23 protein-coding genes are annotated in these 23,035 nt (G+C 39.8%); 7 read left to right on the top strand and 16 right to left on the bottom strand.

Features of this window, described 5'->3' with window-relative positions; translation table 11 throughout:
- Positions 1 to 476 precede the first annotated feature (476 nt).
- The 3 genes from GYM62_RS01010 to GYM62_RS01000 are packed head-to-tail and all read left to right on the top strand — an operon-like array spanning position 477 to position 3,146.
- The gene (locus GYM62_RS01010; RefSeq protein ID WP_219957965.1) at positions 477 to 1,232 is read left to right on the top strand and encodes a (Fe-S)-binding protein; all 756 of its coding nucleotides are present in this window, start codon (positions 477 to 479) and stop codon (positions 1,230 to 1,232) included.
- Positions 1,229 to 2,596, top strand: a complete 1,368-nt coding sequence (locus GYM62_RS01005; RefSeq protein WP_219957964.1) for a lactate utilization protein B — start codon at positions 1,229 to 1,231, stop codon at positions 2,594 to 2,596. The genes GYM62_RS01010 and GYM62_RS01005 overlap by 4 nt, the downstream gene beginning before the upstream one ends.
- A complete protein-coding gene (locus GYM62_RS01000; protein WP_219957963.1) occupies positions 2,586 to 3,146 on the top strand; it encodes an LUD domain-containing protein in 561 nt (186 codons plus the stop codon). Before GYM62_RS01005 ends, GYM62_RS01000 begins: the two co-directional genes overlap by 11 nt.
- Here the strand turns inward: GYM62_RS01000 and GYM62_RS00995 are convergent.
- From GYM62_RS00995 to GYM62_RS00985, 3 genes are all read right to left on the bottom strand, one after another.
- Positions 3,143 to 4,438, bottom strand: a complete 1,296-nt coding sequence (locus tag GYM62_RS00995) for a sensor histidine kinase KdpD (RefSeq protein ID WP_219957962.1) — start codon at positions 4,436 to 4,438, stop codon at positions 3,143 to 3,145. The genes GYM62_RS01000 and GYM62_RS00995 overlap by 4 nt on opposite strands.
- Before the next feature lie 122 nt (positions 4,439 to 4,560).
- The gene (locus GYM62_RS00990) at positions 4,561 to 4,941 is read right to left on the bottom strand and encodes a VOC family protein (protein WP_091654857.1); all 381 of its coding nucleotides are present in this window, start codon (positions 4,939 to 4,941) and stop codon (positions 4,561 to 4,563) included.
- 38 nt (positions 4,942 to 4,979) lie between these two features.
- Complete coding sequence (locus GYM62_RS00985; RefSeq protein ID WP_219957961.1) at positions 4,980 to 6,020, bottom strand: 6-bladed beta-propeller; 1,041 nt, start codon at positions 6,018 to 6,020, stop codon at positions 4,980 to 4,982.
- Positions 6,021 to 6,148: 128 nt separating this feature from the next.
- Between GYM62_RS00985 and GYM62_RS00980 the strand changes: the two genes are divergently transcribed.
- Entirely contained in the window at positions 6,149 to 6,973 is an 825-nt protein-coding gene (locus tag GYM62_RS00980; RefSeq protein ID WP_219957960.1) for a sugar phosphate isomerase/epimerase, read from the top strand.
- 5 nt (positions 6,974 to 6,978) lie between these two features.
- On the opposite strand, the gene GYM62_RS00975 is transcribed toward GYM62_RS00980, so the two are convergent.
- Genes GYM62_RS00975 through GYM62_RS00965 form a run of 3 tightly spaced genes read right to left on the bottom strand, consistent with a single transcriptional unit; the run spans position 6,979 to position 9,768 of the window.
- Positions 6,979 to 8,274: a TRAP transporter large permease gene (locus GYM62_RS00975; protein WP_219957959.1), complete on the bottom strand. Its 1,296-nt coding sequence runs from the start codon at positions 8,272 to 8,274 to the stop codon at positions 6,979 to 6,981.
- 1 nt (position 8,275) lies between these two features.
- Positions 8,276 to 8,764 (bottom strand): TRAP transporter small permease, encoded by a 489-nt coding sequence (locus tag GYM62_RS00970; RefSeq protein ID WP_219957958.1) that lies wholly within the window; start codon positions 8,762 to 8,764, stop codon positions 8,276 to 8,278.
- Between the two features lie 11 nt (positions 8,765 to 8,775).
- Positions 8,776 to 9,768 (bottom strand): TRAP transporter substrate-binding protein, encoded by a 993-nt coding sequence (locus tag GYM62_RS00965; RefSeq protein ID WP_091654862.1) that lies wholly within the window; start codon positions 9,766 to 9,768, stop codon positions 8,776 to 8,778.
- A gap of 141 nt (positions 9,769 to 9,909) precedes the next feature.
- Between GYM62_RS00965 and GYM62_RS00960 the strand changes: the two genes are divergently transcribed.
- Together GYM62_RS00960 and GYM62_RS00955 are read left to right on the top strand one after the other, a co-directional pair.
- Positions 9,910 to 11,556 carry a UxaA family hydrolase gene (locus GYM62_RS00960; protein ID WP_219957957.1) on the top strand — a complete coding sequence of 549 codons (1,647 nt, stop codon included), beginning with the start codon at positions 9,910 to 9,912 and terminating at the stop codon, positions 11,554 to 11,556.
- A gap of 26 nt (positions 11,557 to 11,582) precedes the next feature.
- Positions 11,583 to 13,001, top strand: a complete 1,419-nt coding sequence (locus GYM62_RS00955; protein ID WP_219957956.1) for a tagaturonate reductase — start codon at positions 11,583 to 11,585, stop codon at positions 12,999 to 13,001.
- Here GYM62_RS00955 and GYM62_RS00950 read toward each other — a convergent pair.
- The 10 genes from GYM62_RS00950 to rpsT all read right to left on the bottom strand — a co-directional run bounded on the left by GYM62_RS00950 (position 12,981) and on the right by rpsT (position 21,868).
- Positions 12,981 to 13,742, bottom strand: a complete 762-nt coding sequence (locus tag GYM62_RS00950; protein WP_255590468.1) for a zinc-dependent peptidase — start codon at positions 13,740 to 13,742, stop codon at positions 12,981 to 12,983. The two genes, GYM62_RS00955 and GYM62_RS00950, sit on opposite strands and share 21 nt — an antisense overlap.
- Positions 13,743 to 13,904: 162 nt before the next feature.
- Positions 13,905 to 15,470 (bottom strand): ribonuclease Y, encoded by a 1,566-nt coding sequence (rny, locus tag GYM62_RS00945; protein WP_219957955.1) that lies wholly within the window; start codon positions 15,468 to 15,470, stop codon positions 13,905 to 13,907.
- Positions 15,471 to 15,543: 73 nt separating this feature from the next.
- On the bottom strand, positions 15,544 to 15,828 hold the full coding sequence (locus GYM62_RS00940; RefSeq protein ID WP_144604401.1) for a cell division protein ZapA: 285 nt from the start codon (positions 15,826 to 15,828) through the stop codon (positions 15,544 to 15,546).
- A 1-nt stretch (position 15,829) separates the two neighbouring features.
- Complete coding sequence (locus tag GYM62_RS00935; RefSeq protein WP_091654868.1) at positions 15,830 to 16,114, bottom strand: hypothetical protein; 285 nt, start codon at positions 16,112 to 16,114, stop codon at positions 15,830 to 15,832.
- Positions 16,115 to 16,118: 4 nt separating this feature from the next.
- Entirely contained in the window at positions 16,119 to 18,533 is a 2,415-nt protein-coding gene (pheT, locus tag GYM62_RS00930) for a phenylalanine--tRNA ligase subunit beta (protein ID WP_219957954.1), read from the bottom strand.
- A gap of 124 nt (positions 18,534 to 18,657) precedes the next feature.
- Positions 18,658 to 19,761 (bottom strand): hypothetical protein, encoded by a 1,104-nt coding sequence (locus GYM62_RS00925; protein WP_219957953.1) that lies wholly within the window; start codon positions 19,759 to 19,761, stop codon positions 18,658 to 18,660.
- Positions 19,748 to 19,939, bottom strand: coding sequence for a hypothetical protein (locus GYM62_RS00920; RefSeq protein WP_219957952.1), 192 nt, complete (start codon positions 19,937 to 19,939; stop codon positions 19,748 to 19,750). The genes GYM62_RS00925 and GYM62_RS00920 overlap by 14 nt, the downstream gene beginning before the upstream one ends.
- Before the next feature lie 85 nt (positions 19,940 to 20,024).
- Positions 20,025 to 20,642: a DUF1684 domain-containing protein gene (locus GYM62_RS00915; protein ID WP_219957951.1), complete on the bottom strand. Its 618-nt coding sequence runs from the start codon at positions 20,640 to 20,642 to the stop codon at positions 20,025 to 20,027.
- Positions 20,643 to 20,820: 178 nt separating this feature from the next.
- A complete protein-coding gene (gene radC / locus GYM62_RS00910; RefSeq protein ID WP_144604408.1) occupies positions 20,821 to 21,516 on the bottom strand; it encodes a DNA repair protein RadC in 696 nt (231 codons plus the stop codon).
- A 97-nt stretch (positions 21,517 to 21,613) separates the two neighbouring features.
- A complete protein-coding gene (gene rpsT, locus GYM62_RS00905; RefSeq protein WP_144604410.1) occupies positions 21,614 to 21,868 on the bottom strand; it encodes a 30S ribosomal protein S20 in 255 nt (84 codons plus the stop codon).
- A gap of 213 nt (positions 21,869 to 22,081) precedes the next feature.
- Here rpsT and GYM62_RS00900 point away from each other — a divergent pair, with 213 nt between their 5' ends.
- Entirely contained in the window at positions 22,082 to 23,017 is a 936-nt protein-coding gene (locus tag GYM62_RS00900; protein ID WP_255590466.1) for a zinc dependent phospholipase C family protein, read from the top strand.
- The last annotated feature ends 18 nt before the right edge of the window (positions 23,018 to 23,035 follow it).

The following is a 23,035-nucleotide window of genomic DNA, read 5'->3' as shown; positions in this document are numbered from 1 at the left end:
GAGACTTCGTAGACTTCAACATATCGTTTTTGGCACTTCTGCGGTTTTTCCGTCTCAGACTTTCACCCGTTGGTGATTGCCCCTTCGCGCCCGATCTCAAAATTTCAAACTAGAATCCGGGGTCGTATCCCCGATTATTTATCTCTTACTTGGTTTAATAAAATTGGCTGAAAATCAGGGGAATTCCTACTTTTTATTCGATTATTTTCCCACAATTTATCCCCATATTTATTAAGGGGAATCAGTAGTTTATCAACATAAAATTGACACTTATACACATCTATGCGGATTTTATCCTATTCCGGGATCTCTAACACAAAATCTTATTCTACTCATCAGGAAAACTGCTTGAAACCAAAATTATTTCCATCCTACTTCGCTTAAAAAAACTGAACAACTCACAGTCAATTTGGACCGACAATAGAACAAAATCCTCTCTTATTAGTGATTTTAAATTGGGAAGTTTAACTTTCATTATGGAGCAATCTCGACCACATGTAGGACTTTTTATTCCTTGCTATGTTGACCAATTTTATCCTCAGGTAGGAATAGCAACGCTGGAAATATTAGAAAAGCTAAACTGTAACGTTTCCTACCCTTTAGATCAAACTTGTTGTGGACAGCCGTTAGCGAATTCGGGCTATGAAAGAGAAACCAAAGAATCTTGTCAGCAATTTCTTAACTCATTTCTTCAGTTCGACTATGTAGTTGCTCCCACCGGAAGCTGTGTTCACCATATCAAGGAGAGATACTCCAAAATATTGAATGCTCCAGAACTTCAACCTTCACTCAATTCAAAAATTTTTGAACTGACAGAGTTTCTTCTTGATATTCTCAAAGTAGAGCTCCAAGGTACCTTCAGACATAAAGTTGGCTACCATGCATCCTGTCATGCTTTAAGAGGTTTGAGGCTCTCGAAATCCAGTGAGGTCAATACAGCACCCTTCGATAAAGTGAAAAGCCTCTTTGGAAAAGTGGAAGGGCTAGAGTGGTCCCAACTTCAAAGAAATGATGAATGCTGTGGCTTTGGGGGAACCTTTTCTGTAAAAGAAGAAGCAATTTCCCTTTCCATGGGTACAGACCGCTTGACTGACCATTATGAAGCAGGCACTGAAATTCTCACGGCAACTGACATGTCCTGCTTGATGCATTTAAAAGGGTTGGCTGATAAAAAACAAAGCACCCTTCCTATTATGCATTTAGCTGAAATCATCAATCAAATCATCTCATGAGCCATTCAAAAGCATCAACCGATTTCCTCAGAAACGCGGAACATGCCAAATGGCATGATGAAACTCTCTGGATGATTCGAGAAAAAAGAGATCTAGCCAGTCAAAAAGTTCCGGAATGGGAAAACCTCAGAACAATAGCTTCTTCTATCAAAGAACATGTGCTTTCGAATTTGGACCATCTTCTTCTGGAATTTGAAGCCAATGCCACGAAAAATGGAATTCAAGTTCATTGGGCAAAAGATGCCCAAGAGCATAATCAAATCGTCTTAGATATTTTAAAAAAGCAGTCTTGCGCTCAGGTGGTAAAGAGCAAATCTATTCTCACTGAGGAGTGCCATCTCAACCCTTTTCTGGAGAAAAATGGGATTGAGGTAATTGACACCGATCTAGGGGAAAGGATTGTGCAGTTTCTCCATCAGCCACCCAGTCATATTGTATTGCCGGCCATCCATTTAAAGAAAAGAGATATTTCCGAACTCTTCCACCAAAAACTCCAAACTGAAAAGGGAAACGAAGACCCTTATTACTTAACTCAAGCGGCAAGAACTCATTTAAGAGAGAAATTTCTAAAGGCCAAAGTTGCTATCACCGGAGTCAATTTTGGGATAGCAGAAACAGGTGAATTTGTCGTATGCACCAACGAAGGAAATGCAGATATGGGCGTCCATTTGGCAGACGTTCACATTGCCTGCATGGGTATTGAAAAATTAATTCCCAGGAGAAATGATTTGGGAGTTTTTTTGAGGTTACTGGCTCGTTCTGCCACAGGACAAGCTATCACCAATTATACATCTCACTTCAGAGGCCCAGAAAAGGGGAAGCAAATTCATTTAATCTTGGTGGACAATGGAAGAACAGAACAATTGGGGAGAGAGAAATTCAGAAACTCCCTCAAATGCATTCGTTGCGGTGCTTGTATGAACACCTGCCCCATTTACAGAAGAAGCGGGGGTTTTAGCTATCAAAGTACTGTTCCAGGTCCAATAGGTTCCATACTTTCTCCAGGATTGGATTTGAAAAAATACAGCTCTCTTCCTTTTGCCTCAACTCTTTGTGGTAGCTGTACGGATGTTTGCCCAGTAAAAATCAATATCCACGAACAACTTTATGAATGGAGGCAAGAAATCACCAAGGCCAATCCAAATCATGCGGAAAGCTTAAGCATGAAATTAGCCAGTGGGATTTTTAAAAGCCCGCTAGCCTACAGGATCTCAGGAATTTTGATGCGTAAACTCATTAAAAATTTGCCCGACTCTTTGATATACAATCCTTGGAATGTTTGGGGAAAAGGAAGAAAGCTACCAGAAACTCCTCAGGAGTCTTTCAGAAATTGGTATTTAAATCACAGGAAGAATGAGCAGTAGACAAGAAATTCTCGAAAAAATTAAGAAACTCAGGCTGGACCAAACCGAACTTCCCACAATTCCTGAATTTAAAAATCCCTTAAACACTGAAGAGGAATTTAAAGCATCAATTGAGGCAAATAAAGGGGAGATTATTCCTGAGGAAAAACTCATGTCGTGGATTTCTGAAACCGGTTTTCAGAAAATCCTAAATTTCTCTCAACTCATTAACCTAAATACTTCTTATGCTAAGATTGAAGATGCTCACGAGCTAGACCAACTTCAAGTTGCAATAATAGACGGTCAATTTGGCGTAGGAGAAAATGGCGCAATCTGGATCACCAATGAACAAGTTCCATTTCGAGCCATTCCATTTATTACAGAGCATTTGGTAATAGTGCTTCCCAAAAATGAAATTGTATCTACCATGCATCAGGCCTACATTAAAACCTCAAGTCAAAGCTATAGCTTTGGTTTATTTATAGCAGGACCTTCGAAAACAGCGGATATAGAACAATCACTCGTAATAGGAGCTCACGGTGCGAAAAGCCTGAGGGTTGTATTAGTTTAGACCAAATTCCTTTCCAGAAAAAAGATATTTCTGGAAGCTCCATCTGCTTCAAATCCTAGCTTCATTTCCAGCTTGTCAGCAATTTTTTTACACAATGGAAGACCTAAACCAGTTCCTTTTTCGCGATTGGTTCCATACGAGGTTTTTACCTTGAATTCGAAAAGTTCATCACGAAGGTTTTCTGGAATAACCGGGCCTTCATTTTGAACCTCCCATCTCAACATGTTTGGAGCCACTTTCAAGGAAAGTTCTATGGTAGAATCGGATTGGGAAAATTTCAGTGCATTGTCTAAAAGATTTTTTAGAATGATTTTAATCTCGTTTTCTTCTAAATCAATTTCCTCAGTTTCGCCATCTATCTTAAGAGATATACGCTGATTCTTTCTTTCTGCTTGGATCAGCATAGTATCTCTGATTTCTTTCATCAAATCCTTGGGATCCAATTTTTTAAGTTCAAAAGTACGATCATCTAATTCAGTCATAACCCATGATAAGGTATTATTTAGAACCTTGTTTAGATGAAAGCTTTGATTTTTTAGCTCTGAAAAAATTTGCTTCATATCGTCATCATCAAACTCTCCCCGGTCAACCATTTCCATGGTCGAACTCAGGGTTGCAATGGGATTTTTCAAATCATGAGACAAAAGAGCGATCAATTGATTTTTTTTCTGGTTGACATCCGATAGCTTTTCAAGATTTATTTCATTCTCTTTCCTCAGTTGATTTAAGAAAAAATTCTGTCTCTGATAATTCTTGATAAATACCATTACACCAGCATATACGAATAGCCCACACCAAATTAAAGTGATCCAATGATCCCAAAATCTGTTTTCCAAACTTGTATATATCCGAGGAACAGAATAGAATCCATAAACCTCCAAATAAAACAACAGACTAAATGTGAGCGTGACTAAAAATAACCAAATGGCCTTCCAAGCTCCTTTTATCAATATTGCTATGGCAACAATAAAAATAAAAAAGGTATAAAGCGTAGGGCCGTCGAATCCGTCATTTTCAAAATAATTGAATATGATCACCATTACTCCTGCCCCAATCATCATGTTTAGGATTAGCTGGTACTTCCCAAACTTCTTCATATACCAATAGCCAATAAAGAAGGGGATCGCTAAGGTTAATTTGAGACCAATTATAAAGGCACTCAGTCCAATAAAATAATCAGAAATGCCCAAAAAAATCATTAGTGTGCCGGCAAAAGCAGCAAAAACTAAAGCTATTTTATTTTGGAGTTCTTCTAGATTTCCAGATTTATCCAAGTACTCTAACACACTCATATCAAAATCTCGTCGACAGCATTAAAAAGCAAATAAAACTAAAAATAAAAAAACAATTCACAATACCGTACAATATCCTGTATTTAAAATACTAAAAATTGATAATGAAGGAAAAAGTTTAATTACGCTCTTGAATGAATCGCAACCCTATTTCCTTCTGTATCTAAAAATACTCCCATATAGCCAACATCCTCCGAAATCATTCGTTTATCGATTTGTACTTTCCCTCCTGCTGCCTCCACTTTACCCAGTTCAACTTGGCAATCCGCTGAAGAAAAATAGATCAAAGCCCCTGCATGGCCACTTGTCTCATAAAATTGCTCATGGTATACTAAGCTTCCTCCTGCTCCTTTTCCCGTTTCGTCCCAAGGAAACCAGGCCATTTGAAAATCGCCCATGACTTGCTTGTTTAGCTTGCAGTCAAATACAGACTCATAAAATTTGATGGCGCGATCCATATCTTTTACTGGAATCTCAAACCATCCTACAGTGACAGATTTCATAGCTTTAGGGTTTTATGTATAAATTGATGATAGGCTTTTTATACTCTAGTAAGCTTAATGGGATAGGTCTTTCCTGCATTCCATTGACATACATAGATATTTTCATCCTGGTCAATACACACATCGTGACAATGCTTAAATACAGGATCTGATTGAACCATCAACTGAAGCTTGCCGTCCCGGTATTCGGGAGCTGTTCCTCCAGGATTAGAAACAACTTGGTTTTCCTTATCCAGAATAGTCACAAACCCTGAATTGTCCATTTGCTCCAAATATTTAAGTCTTGACCAACAGACACCCGCATACAGATTTTCGCCATGAATTACAGGCCGACATACATATGCGCCTGGTAAAAAGATGGTTTCCAAATACTCCCCGTCCATCGTGAATTTCTTAAAGGAATTATGCCCTCTTGAGGTACAGATCAGAGAAGGTTCCTTGCCTCCACGCTGATCTACCGCTATCCCATGAGCAGTTTTAAACTGAGCATCACCGTGTCCATCTCCTCCAAATTTTCGAATAAAATTTCCCGCTTTATCATATTGTAAAAAGTATTGAGAACCATAGCCATCGGCAATGTATAAATCTCCATTGGGAGCGACCGCTGTCTCTGTAGGTGTCCATCTCATTTTTTCATCATAAATACCCTCTTTAGCGGGCATAGGGATTTCTGAAACCACCACACCACTCAGAGTAGTTTTTACAACTCTGCCTCCATTATCAACTATCCATAAATATTCGGTGTCTCCCTCATCTACCAAAGTCAATCCATGGGCTGCATTCAAACCCAAAGTCCAAGTATCCAGCAGTTTTCCAGTTTGATCATAAATGATCACATTATTTTTAGGCTCATCAGTCAAAAGAATCATCCTGCCTTTTCTGTCCATGACCATTTCATGACAGTTGACCACGGGAACTTTAGTGGGGTCTAAATTACCCCATTTCATATCTACTTTGTAGGTGAAATTTCCATGACCTAAAATTTGATCTTGTGCTGCAAATAAAGAAAAGTCAGGTTTAAGGCTCATAGCTAAAGTGATCAAGGAGGAATTTTGGATAAATCTTCTTCTGGAATTCATAGGTGCTGATTTACTTCAAGTTAGGAAAATGCAGGGAAGATGAAAAATCAACATTCAGAGAATCAGATTTTCAATAGTTTGGCGCCGAAAAATTAAATAAATTTAGATATCCCAAACATGATCAAACCATGAAAAGGCTCATTTTAAGTTTTATTCTCGCTTTTTTTTCATTTCAAATGAACGCACAGGAAATCGCATTACAGCTCTATTCCCTCAGAAATCAAATTCCACAAGACCCTGAAAAATACCATCAAATGGTGGCTGATTGGGGAGTCTATGCTTTAGAGGGCTTGGGTAGGCATGAGATGTCAGAATTTGAATACTTGAAACTTTTAGAAGAAAATGAGCTGGAAATAGTGGGAGTTGGAGCTGATTTCAATCAACTGGCCAGAGATCTAAACCCCATCATTGCACAAGCCAAACTTTATGGGGCTAAATATGTCACCTGCTACTGGATTCCTCATGAAGAAGGTCCTATTTCTTTGGATGAAATCAAACTGGCTACAGCTTTATTTAATCAGGTAGGAGCTGAGCTCAAAGAGCATGGACTTACTTTTTTATACCATCCACATGGCTATGAATTCGCCAAAGCTGGGAATGGAGTGGTCATGGATTATATGTGGAAAAATGCCGAAAACTTCGCTTTTAACATGGATGTCTTTTGGGTAAAAATGGGTGGTGGAGATCCGGTGAAAATCATGAAAAAATATAAAGGGAAATTCCCTATGCTTCACCTGAAAGATAGAAAAATAGGCACACCGGGATCTATGGACGGACATGGTGACGTGGAAACCAATGTTGTTTTAGGCACTGGAGATATTGACATTGCAGGCATCATCAAAGAAGCAAAAAAGCAAGGCACAAAGTATTTGGTCATTGAAGATGAAAGTAGCAGATCGGTAGAACAAATTCCTCAATCTGTAGCATTTATCAAGAAGCAACTCGAAAAATAATTTGTTTATACTCCGAAAAATCTTGGTAACCACAAGGAAATCTCAGGAAACAGCATAATCAGAATCAAGGCCAAAATCATTGCAAAAAAGAAAGGTAGTAAGGGCTTTAGAACTTTTTGTATGCTCGTTTGGGCAACTCCCACTCCTATGAATAATATGGAACCTACAGGAGGAGTGCATAATCCTATGCAAAGATTCAAAACCATCATAATCCCAAAATGAACAGGGTCTACTCCCAATGCAGTGACAACCGGCAAGAATATCGGAGTGAAGATCAATACAGCAGGAGTCATATCCATAAACACACCCACAAACAGTAAGATCAAATTAATCATAATCAAAATCACGAAGATATTATCGCTTAAAGAAAGGAGCGAATTCGAGATACTTTGAGGAATTTCTTCCGCAGACATTACCCAAGACATTGCCATAGAAGTTGCGATCAACAGCATAACAACGGCAGTAGTTTCAGCTGACTTCAGCAAAACAGAAGGCAACTCATTCACCTTCAACTCTCGGTATATCAAGGAAAGTCCCAGAGCGTATAAAACTGCAATGGCAGATGCTTCGGTAGCGGTAAATACTCCGGCTATAATTCCGCCTATCACTACAATCAATAAGAATAGACTGGGAATAGCTCTCCAGAATGTCTTCAATACTAACCCAATACTGGACCGTTCACCCGAGGGCAACTTTTTTATTTTCACCATAACGGCTGCGGTGATCATCAATAAAAGTCCTACCAATAAACCTGGTAAATATCCGGCCACAAAAAGCGCAGCTACAGACACTCCCCCTGAAGCCAAAGAATAAACAATCAAAACATTGGATGGGGGTATAATCAAGCCTGTTGTGGAGGAGGTAATGTTTACAGCTGCCCCAAGCTCTTTAGGATATCCCTCCTTTTCCATTCTTTTTCCTAAAATTCCACCCATAGAAGATGCTGCCGCCACTGCTGAACCCGCGATTGCGCCCATCAGCATAGCTGCTATGACATTCACATGAAGTAATCCTCCCGGTAGCCGCCCCGTCAGTGCTTTGGCAAACTCAATCAATCGAGTGGCGATACCTCCTCGATTCATTAACTCCCCTGCCAATATGAAAAAGGGAATAGCTAAAAGGGAAAAACTATCTAGTCCAGTACCCATCCTCTGGGCAATGGTAGTCAGAGCAGGTACAGTTGCCACGGTCACCATCAAAGTCAGCAAACTGGATAATCCAAGACTCCAGGCAACAGGTACACCTAATCCTAAAAATACCAGAAAAGAAATCACCAATACTAAAATGCTTAAAGTTTCCATATCAGGCAGTTTTGAGATTTAATGACAACTTCATGATACTTTCCGCCTGATAAAAAATCACCAAAAGACCGCTGATTGGAATAATGATGTAAACGTAGGCCAAGGGTATTTCCAAGGCAGCAGACGTCTGATCCAAAATAAAGGTGATGTAAACCAAATTGGTCCCTCCGATCACCATTGCTACTATTGCAAAAAGCATGACGCATACATGGATGATTATTTTTACGATAAGTTGATTCTTAAAACTCAGTTTTGCCTGTATCAAATCAATCGCCAAATGCTCATCTTTTCCAGCCACATAAGCTGCCCCAAGCATCCCCACCCAAATCAACATATATCTGGCTAGTTCATCCGTAAAGGCACTTGGATTTTGAAAAATATAGCGAGATGCTACCTGCCATGAAACATTAATAACCATCAAGGCCATCAGAATAACCAAGATAATGGCTACAAATCGGTCTATATTATTTTTTACAGAAGTTATGAACATCAATTTTGGGTTTATTGAATTGCTCGAATTGCCTGAACCAACTGGTAAATCTCCGGAGACTGAACTTTCAAGTCTTCGTACATAGATGAAACAGCCTCCCTAAAGGGCCCTTTATCCGGATAGGAAATCTGAACACCCGCTTTTTTCAATTCATTCAAAGACTCCTCGGTGGCTTCTGCCCATATTTTATATTGGAGTTCTGCCGACTCATCCGCAGCTTCTTGAAGCCATTGCTGCTCTTGCTCACTCAAACTATTCCAAACCTTGGTACTGACAATGACTACATCTGGCAAGGCAGTATGCTCATCTATGCTGTAGTACTTACAGACCTCGTAATGCTTGGATGTGTACAAACTAGGCGGATTATTTTCAGCGCCATCCACGATTCCCTGCTGCAAAGCCGTGTATAATTCTCCATAAGCTACAGGAGTAGGTGAACCCCCCATACTTTTTACCATATTGGAAGCGACTGCGCTTTCCATTACTCGAACTTTCAGCCCGCTCAGGTCTTCAGGACTTTCTACTGGCTTTTCTTTGGTATAAAAACTTCTTTTCCCTGCATCATAATAGCAAAGTCCCCGAAGCCAAAACTCCTCAGGGTCTTGTAGTAATTGCTTTCCGATTTCTCCTTTCAAGACTTTATTCAAATGCTCATCATCTCTAAAAAGGTAAGGCATCCCCAAAACTTTCATGGTAGGAGCAAATCCTTCTAAAGCAGCTGAAGAAACTTTGGTCATCCCAAGACTTCCTATTTGCAAAAGCTCGACCAATTCCCGTTCGGTACCCAATTGCTGATTAGGGTATACTTTGACGATAATTTGACCATTGGATTTTTCCTCCAGCCGCTGAGCTAAAAAAAGCATCGCTTCATGCACAGGATGGGATGGCACCAAAGCATGCCCCATCTTAATGATTTTTTTACTCTGGGGCCCTTGGCAGGAAAGAGTAAAAAGACAGAAACAAATAAGTAAGAAAAAGTAGCTCGGTTTTTTTGGGTATAGCATAGCATCAGCTTCTTATCTAACAAGTATAAGTTTTTCCAAGGTCAAATACTCAAAGAATTACGGAATCGATTTTGGTAAAATCCAAAACTCCTAACCTGACATTGCTTAAATTAGGTTTTCTATCAGAAGAATTAGGCCTACATGAATCCAAAAACCCTTCAAATCCATCCCAATGACAATGTTTTAGTAGCCTTGCAAGATCTTTCAGCTGGGGAATCAGTTTTTATGGGAGATTTTGAATTGACTGTCAAAGAGGATATTCCAGCCAAACATAAATTGGCAATTCAATCTTTTGAAAAAAATCAGGAAGTAATCATGTATGGGCTATTGGTAGGAAAAGCTACACAGGCTATTCCGGCAGGAGGTCTTTTGAGCACCGAAAATATCAAACATCAAGCCGCTGATTTTAAAATCAACTCATCAACATATCAATGGGAAAAACCCGATGTCAGCCGTTTTGAAAAGAGGCAGTTCATGGGCTATCAACGTCCAGACGGTCAGGTTGGGACTAGAAATTACTGGCTTGTAATCCCTCTGGTATTTTGTGAAAATAGAAATGTAGAAACCATCCGAGAAGCCTTTGCTGAAGAATTGGGTTTTGCCAAAAGTAATCCTTACAAGCAATTGGTTAGGGCGATGGCTGATTCTTTCAAAAAAGGGAATCTAGCGGAATTGGATAGATTACAAGCGGGTTCCGATTCTGAAAAACAGGCGCCCAAACTGTTTGAAAACATAGATGGAATTAAATTTTTGACTCATCAGGGTGGATGTGGGGGAACCCGTCAGGATTCTGAATCTCTCTGTGCATTGTTGGCTGGATATATTAATAATCCCAATGTGGCAGGTGCTACGGTATTGAGTTTGGGTTGCCAAAACGCCCAAGTGGATATACTTCATCAAAAACTAGCTGCCATAAACCCATCTTTTGATAAGACGGTTTTGGTCTTCGAGCAACAAAAATCTGGTACTGAGCAAGAGCTCTTGACAGAGGCCATCAAGGAAACTTTCAAAGCCTTGGTCAAAGCCAACCAAGCTGAAAGAAAACCTGCTCCTTTGAGCAAGCTAACTATGGGCTTAGAGTGTGGGGGTTCAGATGGCTTCTCCGGTATTTCAGCCAATCCTGCAGTGGGCTATGCTTCAGACCTGTTGGTCGCGCTGGGAGGAAAAACCATGCTTGCCGAATTTCCGGAACTCTGCGGTGTAGAGCAGGAATTGATTAATAGATGTAGCAATGAAAAGAAAGCGGAGAAATTTTCCCAACTCATGAAATCCTATGCCTCCAGAGCCGAGGCTGTAGGCTCTGGATTTGATATGAATCCTTCTCCGGGAAATATCAAGGACGGATTGATTACGGATGCAATCAAATCTGCTGGAGCTGCTAAAAAAGGGGGGAACTCCCCTGTTACAGATGTATTGGATTACGGGGAGTATGCGAGTACACCCGGACTTAATTTGCTATGTACTCCGGGGAATGATGTAGAATCTACTACAGCCTTGGCAGGAGCAGGAAGCAATGTGATTCTATTTACTACCGGACTGGGAACGCCCACTGGCAATCCAATTTGTCCTGTGCTGAAAATTTCCAGCAATCATCAGCTTGCCAAGCGAATGCCTGACATTATTGACATCAATACTGGCTTTATTATTTCCGGAGAAAAAAGCATACAAGAGATGGGGGAAGAAATTTTAGAGAAAGTTATTGAGGTGGCTAGTGGAATTACGGATACTAAAGCAATGTTGCTGGAGCAGGATGATTTCATTCCTTGGAAAAGAGGGGTGTCTCTTTAATCTCTTTTTAGACCTAGTATGGAGTCATGAAGTCACTTAATCGAAGCCAAATAACAACTCAATCACTCCCTATTAAAATTCTCCAATTTGGAAATGGAAATTTCATACGGGGATTCCTGGATTGGATGGTTCAAAAAACTATAGATCAGGGATATTTCAAGGGCGGTATTCATTCTGTTCAAATCCATTCCTCTGCGGTTGACCAAAGAATGCTAGAGCAGAACTGCTTATTTCATGTTGCAGAAATGGGGATTTATGAGCAGGAAAAAACACAGCAATACAGCCTCATTTCCTGTGTACAAAACTACTCTTCCATTTTTGAATCTTATGATGCCTTTTTGCAGCTAGCTGAAAATCCAGATTTAGAATTCATTTTTTCAAACACCACAGAAGCAGGAATCGAGTTTGATCCCAATGATTCTGATTTTACATCCATTCCAAAAACATTTCCGGGCAAACTCACCGCCTTATTATATAGAAGATTTCAGGTATTTGAAAAAACAGATAAGCCTCTTGGAATTATCCCGCTGGAATTACTTGAAAATAATGGGGATTTATTAAAATCCTGTGTCCTTAAATATGCTAAACTGTGGGGATTGTCGGACGCTTTTACCCAATGGCTGGATTCTTATTGTATTTTCTGTAATACTTTGGTAGATAGAATAGTACCTGGATATCCTAAGAATAAAGCTATTGAAATTCAGCAGAAAATTGGCTTTGAGGATCAGTTGCTCGTTCAGGCAGAGCCCTATTATTTTCTAGCCATCGAGCGAGGAGAAAAAATAAAAAATCAACTCGGCTGGGAGAAAGCTGGCTTGAATGTGAAATTCGTCAAAGACATCTCCCCTTATCGATTAAGAAAAGTCAGAATACTCAATGGAGCTCATACCGCTATGGTTCCTTTTGCTTATTTATTGGGCTGTAGAACCGTCAGAGAATCGATAAACGATGAGAGAATAGGTCAGTGGATCAGAGAACTGATTTTCCAGGAAATTGTCCCTAGTATGGACTTGGAAGAATCTGAGTTAAAAACATATGCTAAAGCAATTTTAGAGCGATTTGAGAATCCATTTTTAGATCATCAGCTCGAAAGCATAGCATTAAACAGCATTTCAAAATTTCGTATAAGGGTTCTTACCAGTATTTTAGAATACCATAATAAATTCCAAAAATGGCCCGAGCAGCTGCTTTTTGCTTTTGCTGCATTAATCCTTATTTACAAAGGGAAAAACCAGGGAAAAGCCCTTCCTCTTAAGGATAATCCGGAAATTCTGGAGTTCTTCTTAAGGTCTTGGAATTTGGAAAATAGATCAGTATCGATTAAGGGAATCCTTCAAAACCAAAATCTGTGGGGACAGGATTTATATATACTTCCTGGTTTGGCAAAAACCCTATTAAAAGCCCTTAAGAAGCTAGAATCAGAGTTAAACAGCTCTGAGGGTTAGAGGATCTTGCTGCAGTAACATCACCAAAACCTGATACAATTCAGGCTTTCTGGACTTAAATTCATCAGGCCTTTCAAAGAAATTTTCCAAGGCAACTGCAAAAAACTCATGGAGATCAACTGCTCCCCTTTCTCTAAAAAAATCATCCTCACCTTGTTTCAATAATTCTTTTTCTTGAGCTGCCAGCTCAGAGTATTTCTGCCAAAGTTTGGGATTAAAAAAATTACTCTCACCATTGTATTGGATTTGATTTTCCAGTTTCAAAGCATGAGCGATTTCATGGATTCCCAGATTCACTCCATCATGGTCCAATGCAAGCCCTCTAACAAAACATTCCCAGGAGAGAACTATGATCCCATGTCTGGGATTGACCTCACCTCTGTGATAAGTTTTGGAAATATTGGAAAAATAGGTATTGGGATAAATCAGAATCTTATTAAAATGCTTAAGCCACACATTTCGGTAGCCAAAAGTCACTTGTACAATTGTGGCTCCGATAAGAACTTTCATCTCAGCGCTCACTCTATCCAAGCCTCCTCTTGCGAAAAATCTTTTCTGGGTTAAAATCAGTTGTAATTTATGCCTAAACTCTTTTTGATGAGCTGGTTTTAAATTGGAATAGTAGGGAAAATATTTTTCTAGGGTTTCCTTATCCTCTTGGCTCAGACGATAATGAAAAGCAAGGATCCAAACCTGCCTCAGAACTTCCGAAATAAAAATAAAAAAGCGTGGACCTAACATGATAAAAAAGAAGCTGTCTCATTATTTCGGGTTGTCACATTGAGCGAAGTCGAAATGTAGTCCAAATAATTAGGACTGGCCTTCGACTCCCTGCCTTCCGTTAGGCAGGCACTCAGGCTGACAATAGAATAATTCTGAGACAGCTTTCTATAAATTTTTGATTTATCTAGCGTAATTCACTGCTCTCATTTCCCTGATCACAGTAATCTTAATTTGCCCAGGATACTGCATCTCTTTCTCTATTTTTTGTGAAATATCGAAAGATAGCTGACCTGCTGTTTGATCATCTACATTGTCTGCATCGACCAAAACCCGAAGCTCCCTACCTGCCTGCATAGCAAAGCATTTATTTACACCATTGAAACTCAAAGCTAATTCTTCCAATTCCTTCAGTCTCTTAATGTAACTATCCATGATTTCTCTTCTTGCTCCCGGTCTGGATCCTGAGATCGCATCGCAAGCCTGAATGATAGGCGAAATCATCGAAGTCATTTCAATTTCATCGTGGTGAGCTCCGATTGCATTACATACTTCAGGATGCTCTTTATAGCGCTTGGCCAATTCCATTCCCAGAATAGCATGAGGTAACTCCTGCTCTTCCGGCCACACTTTTCCAATATCATGGAGCAAACCAGCTCTCTTGGCAAGTTTGGCATTCAATCCCAACTCAGCGGCCATAATTGCAGATAAGTTTGCTACTTCTCTGGAGTGTTGCAACAAATTCTGACCATAAGAAGAACGGAATCTCATCCTTCCCAGCATCTTAATCAATTCTGGATGCAAGCCATGAATTCCCAGATCTATACAGGTTCTTTCCCCGATCTCGACAATTTCCTCATCGATGTTTTTCTCGGTTTTGGCCACCACTTCTTCGATTCGGGCAGGGTGAATACGTCCATCCTGTACCAATCTGTGTAAGGAAAGTCTAGCTATCTCTCTTCTAACCGGATCAAACCCGGAAATAATGATGGCCTCTGGAGTATCATCTACTACTATTTCAACACCTGTGGCAGATTCCAAAGCTCGGATATTTCGTCCTTCTCTACCGATGATTTTACCTTTAATATCATCGCTTTCGATATTGAATACAGACACGCAGTTTTCTACCGCATGCTCTGTAGCAGTACGCTGAATAGTATCCAATACAATTTTCTTAGCCTGCTTGGTTGCAGATAATTTGGCCTCATCCAAAATATCTTTGATTTGAGAGGAAGCTTTGGTCTGAGCTTCTTCTGTGAGCATTTTCACTAATTGCTCCCTAGCTTCTTCTCTGGTCAAGCCTGCAATTTTCTCCAAGTCAGCAATTCGCTGATTGGTAATTTTGTCAAGTTCTTCCTTTTTAACCTGCACTGCATGAAGCTGTGCGCTGAGGTTTTCCTTTTTGGAGTCCAATTCCGCTTCTTTTCGCTTCAATTGCTCCAGTTCCTTAGCCAAATGCTGTTCTCTTTGCTTGACCTTGTTTTCGTTGGTGATGATGATGCTCTTTTTATTGGACATCTCCTCATCAAACTCTGACTTCAATTTGAGATAATGCTCTTTGGCTTCAAGCATTTTATCTTTTTTCAGAGATTCAGCAGAAATTTCTGCTTCACGCAACATGGATTTGACTTTGTCTTTAGTCTCCTCCTCTAATTGTTTGTGTTTATTTTTGATAAATACTCCCGCTAGCGCGGCTCCTGCTCCCAGACCTACCAGGCCGGCCAGGATGATATATAAAACTTCTCCCATAGGTATTTTGGATATATAAATTGAACCTGCGGGTAATCCTAAAAAACTCGGAAAATCAGTGGAAATTCAACAACTATACAACTTTAGAAAGCAGGGAATTGATGTTTGCTATACTGCTACGGATATGTTCACTGTCCTCTGCATTGACCTCGTTGGTTTCTAAAGATTCCACCATACAGTCAAAGGCCACCATGGCCAAGAGGTCTTGATTATCATCCAAACCAAATTCTGCTTTATATTTTCTCAATTTTTCATTAATCAACTTGCCGGCATGTCGGATTTTTGCTTCATCCTCAACCTTCACTCTCATGGGATATTCTCTATCCCCGATTTTAATACGTATGGCAAGTGTCTCCATATCACTCGGATAAGTAGGTGATCAACTGATCGATCTCTTGTATATAATTATTGATTAAGTCACTCATTTCGGCCGAATCCTCGGGATTCACCGGTCGGTTGTCCACAATGTTACTAATTTTAATTTTATTTTTAAAATGATCGATTTCCTGCTCTTTTTCTTCCAAAGTAGCGGATACTTCCGCTAATTTTTGTTTCAACTGTGCATTTTCTTCCGAAAGCAGTTGCAATCGCTGCCCCGCTTGATGGGCCAGTTTTTCCAGTTTTTGCAGTTCCTCGTGAATCATTTTGTCAGCTTCGTATTACAGCTCCCACCTCATTTTGAAAGGCTTGAATCAATTTACTCATTGTTTTATCAATAACCTTATCCGTTAGTGTATTTTCCTGATCCTGCAGGTAAAAACTCAATGCATAAGCCTTTTTACCAGACTCAATCTTATCACCCTGGTAGACATCAAAAACGCCAATTCGCTGCAATAATTTTCCTCCCGCCTTTAAAGCTACAGATTTTACCTGATCATAATTCACGGTTTTATCGATCACCAAAGATAAATCTCTCCTTACTTCTGGAAATTTGGAGATTTCCTGATATCGCTTCAGACCACTTGCTTTCTTACAGATCAAGTCCCAATTCAATTCGGCAAACCAGACCTCCTGTCTTACCTCGGCTAATTTGAGCATTTTTTCATCTACCAGGCCGATTATACCCAACTCCTTTTGACCCAACATCAGGCGAAGCCCATAAGTGAAGGGCTGAGACTCGATCATGGAAACATCACCGACCTGGATTCCTAGTTTCTCCAAAATTCGCTCAACGGTGCTGTAAACATCCGCAAAACCAAAAGGCTTGGCCTCTTCCAGCCAACTTTCAGCAGATTTGTTTCCGGTATGGAAAATTGCCAATCGCTTGCCTTCCTCGTAGCCAGTTTCACCTTTTTGATACACTGTGCCAAATTCAAATACCTTGACATCTGTCTGACGTCGATTGATGTTATGAGCCAATACTTCCAAACCGCTAAAAAGTAGCGTTTGACGCATCACACCAAAGTCTTCACTAAGCTTGTTGTAGATTTCTACATTTTGGGAAGCATCCAAGAATCCAGACTTCTCAGCATAGGAAGGCTTGGTCAAACTATTAGTAATAATCTCAAAATATCCTTGACCCGAAAGAATTTCTGATAATCGATATTGCAGCTTATTTAGGTCCTTAGCTGGATGCTCGGCCAAATAATCTGTTCGTAAATTTTCTGAAAGCGCTACTTGTTGGAAACCATAAATTCGCAAAATCTCCTCAATGATATCTGCCTCACGGGTAACATCCACCCGATAAGGTTTTACAATGGCCTTGAATCCCTGCTCAGTCTCATTTTGTACTTGGATATCCAAAGACTCCAAAATAGATTTCACTTCAGATGGGGCTATTTTTTTACCAATCAGACGATTGATATGACCATACTCCACTTCTATTTCAAAATCTGCAACTGGCTGTGGATAGATATCAACGATGTCAGAAGCCACTTTTCCCCCTGCGACTTCCTGCAATAATTTCACCGCCTGCTTCAATGCATAAACCGGCATATTGGGATCAGTTCCTCTTTCAAAGCGGAAAGAAGCATCCGTTTTTAAACCATGATATTGCGCTCCCTTTCGGATCACATCCGGTGAAAAATAAGCGGATTCCAAGAAAATGGAAGTTGTATTTTCTGTTACACCTGAACCAATTCCTCCAAAAATTCCAGCAATACACATCCCTCCTTTTGAATCACAAATCATCAATTCCTCTCCGGAAAGTTTACGCTCTTTTTCATCCAAAGTCACAAATTTGCTATCCTTAGGAAGCTTTTTGACAATCACTTTCCCCTCAGAAATCTGAGCTGCATCAAAGGCATGAAGGGGCTGTCCCAAGTCATGCAGAATGTAATTCGTGATATCAACCACATTATTAATAGGTTCCAAATCTAAAGCACGCAAGAAATCCTGTAACCATTGAGGAGAAGGACCTACTTTCAAACCTGTGATGGTAACACCGGCATAGCGCGGACAATCTGTTGAATTTTCTACGTTGACAGAAATTTTTGGTCCTTCAGCCTCCTTTTTGATTTCAGGGCTGGAGTCAATGCATAATTCTTTGCCTAAAAGTGCTTTCAGATCTCTTGCAACACCCAAATGAGAGGCCGCATCGGCTCTATTGGGTGTAAGCCCTATTTCAAGAATATGGTCATGGGTGACAGGGATGATTTGAGATGCAGGTGTGCCATTAGGCAAGTCCGTATCTAAGACCATAATCCCTGCATGGCTGGTTCCTATTCCCAATTCATCTTCAGCGCAAATCATTCCTTCTGAAGCCTGACCTCTAATTTTGGCCTTTTTGATGGTGAATGCATCACCTTCAGTTGGGTAAAGAGTGGCACCTACAGTGGCAACCAGTACTTTCTGGCCAGCTGCCACATTGGGAGCTCCACATACAATTTGCGAGGGCTCGTCCGCTCCGATATCCACTGTGGTCAAACTCAGTTTATCAGCATCCGGATGCTTGATACAAGTCAGTACCTCTCCTATTACGATCCCTTCGAGGCCACCGGGGATGGATACAAACTCTTCGATCCCTTCTACTTCCAATCCGGATTGGGTCAAAAGTGCTGCAATTTCCTCCGGTGATTGGGTTAAAGCAATGTATTTTTTTAATCGATTGATTGAAATTCTCATGGATTTATGGGCTTCGGTAAAACCAAATTTACCAGATAAACAAAAGGGGTTCAATGACCCCTCATTTTTAAAATTCAAAATTAAAAAATCTTTGCTATAAATTCCCACACCATCCTTAGAGTATTTAATCTAAGGGCAAATCGAAAACATAAATCTGTTTTGTTATCAACCCTTGGGTGTAAATCTTTTTGGCGGACTCATCGATATGAAAAGCAGTAGGGTGCAGATTATCATCCGGTGTCCCGGTTTGAAAACGGATTGCACGAACATACTCAAGGGAAGAATTATCGATTTTAAACTCCAGCAAATGTCTCGCTTTTGATCGATCTAATCCAATTCGATCTGTGAAAGTCACATAAAGCCTGTCTTTAACAATTTGGGCATCAATTACAATTGACTTTATCTCTCTTTCATTTACTTCATATCCGGGTTTATTAAAATCATTCTCTAAAGAATCCAATGCTCTTTTCAATGGCTCAAATTGATCCCAACGGTGCCTTTTTACCAATTCATGCTTATCACCAGTAGATAAAATATCAATATAAGGAAGGTTGACCCCAATTAATACTAATTTGTCTTGAAGAGGCTGAATCAACCTTGCCTGACGATTGATTGCGTTTTCCCCCTCAGGCATCAGTAATCCTGTTTTCCCAATTGGCTCTCCTAATAAATTAAATTTTAATACAGATGATGTGTCTGATTTATATCCAACCATTGGAAAATAAAACGTATCGTCTTGGAAAAAAAACCTAGTGTGTCCCACTGATTCAGGAATTGGAATTTCATCTATATGGCTACCATCTTTTGGGCTTACTATACTTATTTTATAGTTACCCCGATCCTCAATCAATACTCCATATTTGCTTTTTTGCAATTGAATAGGGTAGTCTAAATCATCTGGCCCATTCCCTCTCCTCTCAACTAAAGACTGAATTTCAAATTTCTTGTTCAAAACTATAAACATGGATGGCCTAGCATTGATCAAATAAATATGATTTTTATCTGATTCAAACTGAACATTGGTGAAAAAAATCGGACCTTCAAACTCATCAAAAACCAAATTTGGCTCTAAAATGGTCGTCGGCAACTCTTTTATTGAAACATCATTACAAGAGAAAAGCAGGAAAAGAAGAGAATAAAAAAGCCAGTTTTGGATGAAAGAAAAAAGATGACCACCTTGAAAAATCGATGGCCATCCTTTCTCATTTAGTTTTTTAACAAGATGCATAAGAATGAGTCCCGTCTTGATTTGTACAAATTACACTATCAACACCAGCTTCACAGCTAGAATTTCCAGTACATTTAATAGTTGATCCGTCTGCACAAGCAAATTCAGCAGTACAAGGAACAGCTTGAATGCTAAATAAAAATAGCAATCCAAAAGTAAGACTTAATAGCTTTTTCATAGAAAATTTTAATTTGAATGAATAAAATATTTAAAGTTCTGTTTAAAAAAAAAATGAAAAACCAAATTAAATTTGTAATTTTTATTTAATCCTTATAGTTTTTCTCGCCTGCTTGGATGGAAATATTCAAAATATTTTCCTTGGGAGGCAAAGGGCAGGCATAATCGGGATTGTACGCACAGTATGGGTTGTATGCCAAATTAAAATCTATCGTAATAGAGTTCTTCCCATCTTGACGGGCATTGATATAGCGCCCTCCACCGTAGGTTTCTCTTCCGCTGGTTTCGTCTGCAAAAGCCAGGAAGAAATTACGCATATCAGATTCACTAACAGACTGCAGGAGTAAAAGCCGATTGGTTTTTCCTCCCAACTCAAATTCTGCATAGGAATGTTCTATATAACGCTCCACAGAACCATCTGTCATCGGAACTTCCCTTACTTTTCTGTTTTCCACAGGAATTAGCCTTGCTTTGACCTTATAATTAGGGTCAATCGGATAAAAATTCAATTCCTTAAAATCACGCTTCTGCTCCTCTGTCAAAGGGGATTCCACATTAAACCGGATAAACTTGTACTGACGTTCTCTTTCCGCTTCAATTTTTTCCTGATAGACCTCCGGGCTCTCTGCACTGGTTAGCATGTAGGCTACCGCAGCAATTACTACCAAGGATACTAAGATGAGAAGTATGTGATTTGTCTTCATGGATCTATTTCGATTTTCCCGCACTCCCTTTTACCAACAGCAGGACTCTTCAAGTGTTGCTCAAAATTACAATCTATCCTGAAACCTTTTCAGGATTTGACCAAATCTCTGTAAGATCTCTACTTGACTACAAATTGGAGTGTCTCGCTTCTCGCCTCTCGTCTCTTAATTCTTTACCCTAAAGAATCCCTTCATCCGCAAAACTGAAATAACCTGAATCAGTAAAAATCAAATGATCCAATACAGGCAAATCCATATCTCTTCCTATTCTCACCAATCGGTCTGTCAGTCTTTTGTCTTGCTCCGATGGAGTAAGGCTACCTGAGGGATGATTGTGAACCAAAATTACCGATTGAGCGAGATGCTCCAAAGCCACCTTGAAAATGATTTTTGCGTCAACGACCGTACCCGCTGTACCTCCTGAGGAAATCAGATGTTTTTTGATCACTTGATTAGAGCGGGAAAGGAGAACCAAATAAAAATGCTCTACGTGCTCATCCAATAAATCTGGTTTCATAAGCTCATAGATATCGCGGGAACTACCAATTTTAACTTTCCGCTGTGGCTCGTTTTCTTTTCTTCTTCTACCTAGCTCCATGGCGCTGACTATACTGATAGCCTTGGCCTCTCCTATGCCTTTGAATTTTTTAAGATCCTGAATACTCAGCCTAGCTAATGACGCCAAGTCATGGTTGACCGAAGCCAAAATATGCCTGGATAAGTCGACAGCACTGACCGAAGGCGTACCTGAACCAATCAAAATAGCAATGAGCTCGGCATCAGTTAAAGCGGATTTTCCTTTCAGTAGAAGTTTTTCTCTAGGCCTATCTTCTTCTGCCAACTGAGAAATCTTGAGGGATGTATAATTCTCCATACCTGATCAATTAAAAAGTTTGAAAACTAAATTTATTGATTTTCAGGCATAAAAAAAACCCCGACAAGCAGGGTTTTCAGAGATTTTTTATCAGGTATTAACCAAGAGCATTCACGAACTTAGCCAATCTTGATTTTTTGTTGTTTGCGTTGTTTTTGTGAATCACATTCTTCTTAGCCAATTTATCCAACATAGAAGAGACTTTCTGGTACAACTCCATTGCTTCTACCTTATCAGTAGCAGCCTTCAGTCTTTTGATGAAAGTTCTGGTGGTCTTGGCCTGATATCTGTTTCTCAAACGCTTCGCTTCGTTGGCACGAATTCTCTTAAGAGCTGATTTGTGATTTGCCATATCTTGATTTAAATAAAGTTCTTTTACGTTCCCCTATACCGAATTGGAGTGCAAAGTTATTGTAAATAATTAATTCTGCCAAAGGAAATTCAAACAATCCTTTGCTAGCATGGTTTTTCCAGAATTGAAAATTCTACAATAAACCTGCTTCGAAGTGCAAATATACTGCATTTTTTAACTTTTGCTCCTAGAAAATTCTGATTAATTTTAGGTATGAAGATTTTTATCCTTTCCATTTTTTATGGGACATTTTTCATAATTAGCCCATTTTACTGGGGCTTTTATGCGCACAGCTTAATCAACAGAATGGCGGTATATTCTTTACCACCGGAAATGATGGTTTTGTATAAGCCTCATATTCAGTTCATCACGGAGAAAGCAGTCAATCCTGACCGCAGAAGGTACGCTGTAAAAGGTGAGGCGGAAAAGCACTACATAGATTTGGACCATTACGGAGATTCTGCACTTTTTATTTTGCCAATTTATTGGAATGAGGCAGTTGAAAAATTTGGGGAAGATAGTTTGCGCGCCAATGGCATAGGACCTTGGGCAGCCTATTTTACTTTTTTAAATCTGACTAAGGCATTTTCTGAAAGGAATCATTCAGCCATTCTCAGAATCTCTGCCGATCTGGGACATTATATAGGGGATCTGCATGTACCGCTTCACACGACAAAAAATTACAATGGGCAATTAACCGGGCAAGAAGGCATTCATGGCTTTTGGGAGAGTCGGATTCCTGAATTACAGGCAACTGATTACAGTCTTTGGGTGGGAAAGGCTGATTATATAGCCAAACCACAACATGCTATTTGGGAAATCGTAGCCCAAACACACAGCCAGGTTGATTCAGTCTTACTTTTTGAAAAAGAGCTAAGCCGGGAGTTCCCTTCGGATAGAAAGTACAGTTTTGAGGAGCGGAATAATCTGACCGTACGGGTTTATTCTAAAGAATTTTCTGAAGCCTATGCTGAAAAACTAGACGGGATGGTACAGAGGCAGATGAAAAAAAGCATCAAAGCCATCGCTGATTTTTGGTATACCGCCTGGATCAATGCCGGGCAACCAGACCTGAAGAGCTTACCATCTATAGATGTGGAGGAGGAAGAAATCAATCCAGATCTGAAATTGAGGGTTAGAGAGCATTGAAATCAGAAGGATAAAGTA

Source organism: Algoriphagus sp. NBT04N3 (assembly GCF_019443765.1).
GTDB classification, from domain to species: Bacteria; Bacteroidota; Bacteroidia; order Cytophagales; family Cyclobacteriaceae; genus Algoriphagus; species Algoriphagus ornithinivorans.
Note: the sequence above shows the minus strand (reverse complement) of the source record. Positions and strands in the feature narration are given on the sequence as shown.

Coding starts and splice junctions, on each gene's coding strand:
- GYM62_RS00920 (WP_219957952.1), bottom strand. CDS start 19,939: ATGAAAAAGCTATTAAGTCTTACTTTTGGATTGCTATTTTTATTTAGC.
- GYM62_RS00940 (WP_144604401.1), bottom strand. CDS start 15,828: ATGGAGACACTTGCCATACGTATTAAAATCGGGGATAGAGAATATCCC.
- pheT (WP_219957954.1), bottom strand. CDS start 18,533: ATGAGAATTTCAATCAATCGATTAAAAAAATACATTGCTTTAACCCAA.
- rpsT (WP_144604410.1), bottom strand. CDS start 21,868: ATGGCAAATCACAAATCAGCTCTTAAGAGAATTCGTGCCAACGAAGCG.
- GYM62_RS00980 (WP_219957960.1), top strand. CDS start 6,149: ATGAAAAGGCTCATTTTAAGTTTTATTCTCGCTTTTTTTTCATTTCAA.
- GYM62_RS00900 (WP_255590466.1), top strand. CDS start 22,082: ATGAAGATTTTTATCCTTTCCATTTTTTATGGGACATTTTTCATAATT.
- rny (WP_219957955.1), bottom strand. CDS start 15,470: ATGGGAGAAGTTTTATATATCATCCTGGCCGGCCTGGTAGGTCTGGGA.
- GYM62_RS00925 (WP_219957953.1), bottom strand. CDS start 19,761: ATGCATCTTGTTAAAAAACTAAATGAGAAAGGATGGCCATCGATTTTT.
- GYM62_RS00970 (WP_219957958.1), bottom strand. CDS start 8,764: ATGTTCATAACTTCTGTAAAAAATAATATAGACCGATTTGTAGCCATT.
- GYM62_RS01010 (WP_219957965.1), top strand. CDS start 477: ATGGAGCAATCTCGACCACATGTAGGACTTTTTATTCCTTGCTATGTT.
- GYM62_RS00975 (WP_219957959.1), bottom strand. CDS start 8,274: ATGGAAACTTTAAGCATTTTAGTATTGGTGATTTCTTTTCTGGTATTT.
- GYM62_RS00915 (WP_219957951.1), bottom strand. CDS start 20,642: ATGAAGACAAATCACATACTTCTCATCTTAGTATCCTTGGTAGTAATT.
- GYM62_RS00990 (WP_091654857.1), bottom strand. CDS start 4,941: ATGAAATCTGTCACTGTAGGATGGTTTGAGATTCCAGTAAAAGATATG.
- GYM62_RS01000 (WP_219957963.1), top strand. CDS start 2,586: ATGAGCAGTAGACAAGAAATTCTCGAAAAAATTAAGAAACTCAGGCTG.
- GYM62_RS00955 (WP_219957956.1), top strand. CDS start 11,583: ATGAAGTCACTTAATCGAAGCCAAATAACAACTCAATCACTCCCTATT.
- GYM62_RS00950 (WP_255590468.1), bottom strand. CDS start 13,742: ATGTTAGGTCCACGCTTTTTTATTTTTATTTCGGAAGTTCTGAGGCAG.
- GYM62_RS01005 (WP_219957964.1), top strand. CDS start 1,229: ATGAGCCATTCAAAAGCATCAACCGATTTCCTCAGAAACGCGGAACAT.
- GYM62_RS00965 (WP_091654862.1), bottom strand. CDS start 9,768: ATGCTATACCCAAAAAAACCGAGCTACTTTTTCTTACTTATTTGTTTC.
- radC (WP_144604408.1), bottom strand. CDS start 21,516: ATGGAGAATTATACATCCCTCAAGATTTCTCAGTTGGCAGAAGAAGAT.
- GYM62_RS00985 (WP_219957961.1), bottom strand. CDS start 6,020: ATGAATTCCAGAAGAAGATTTATCCAAAATTCCTCCTTGATCACTTTA.
- GYM62_RS00960 (WP_219957957.1), top strand. CDS start 9,910: ATGAATCCAAAAACCCTTCAAATCCATCCCAATGACAATGTTTTAGTA.
- GYM62_RS00995 (WP_219957962.1), bottom strand. CDS start 4,438: ATGAGTGTGTTAGAGTACTTGGATAAATCTGGAAATCTAGAAGAACTC.
- GYM62_RS00935 (WP_091654868.1), bottom strand. CDS start 16,114: ATGATTCACGAGGAACTGCAAAAACTGGAAAAACTGGCCCATCAAGCG.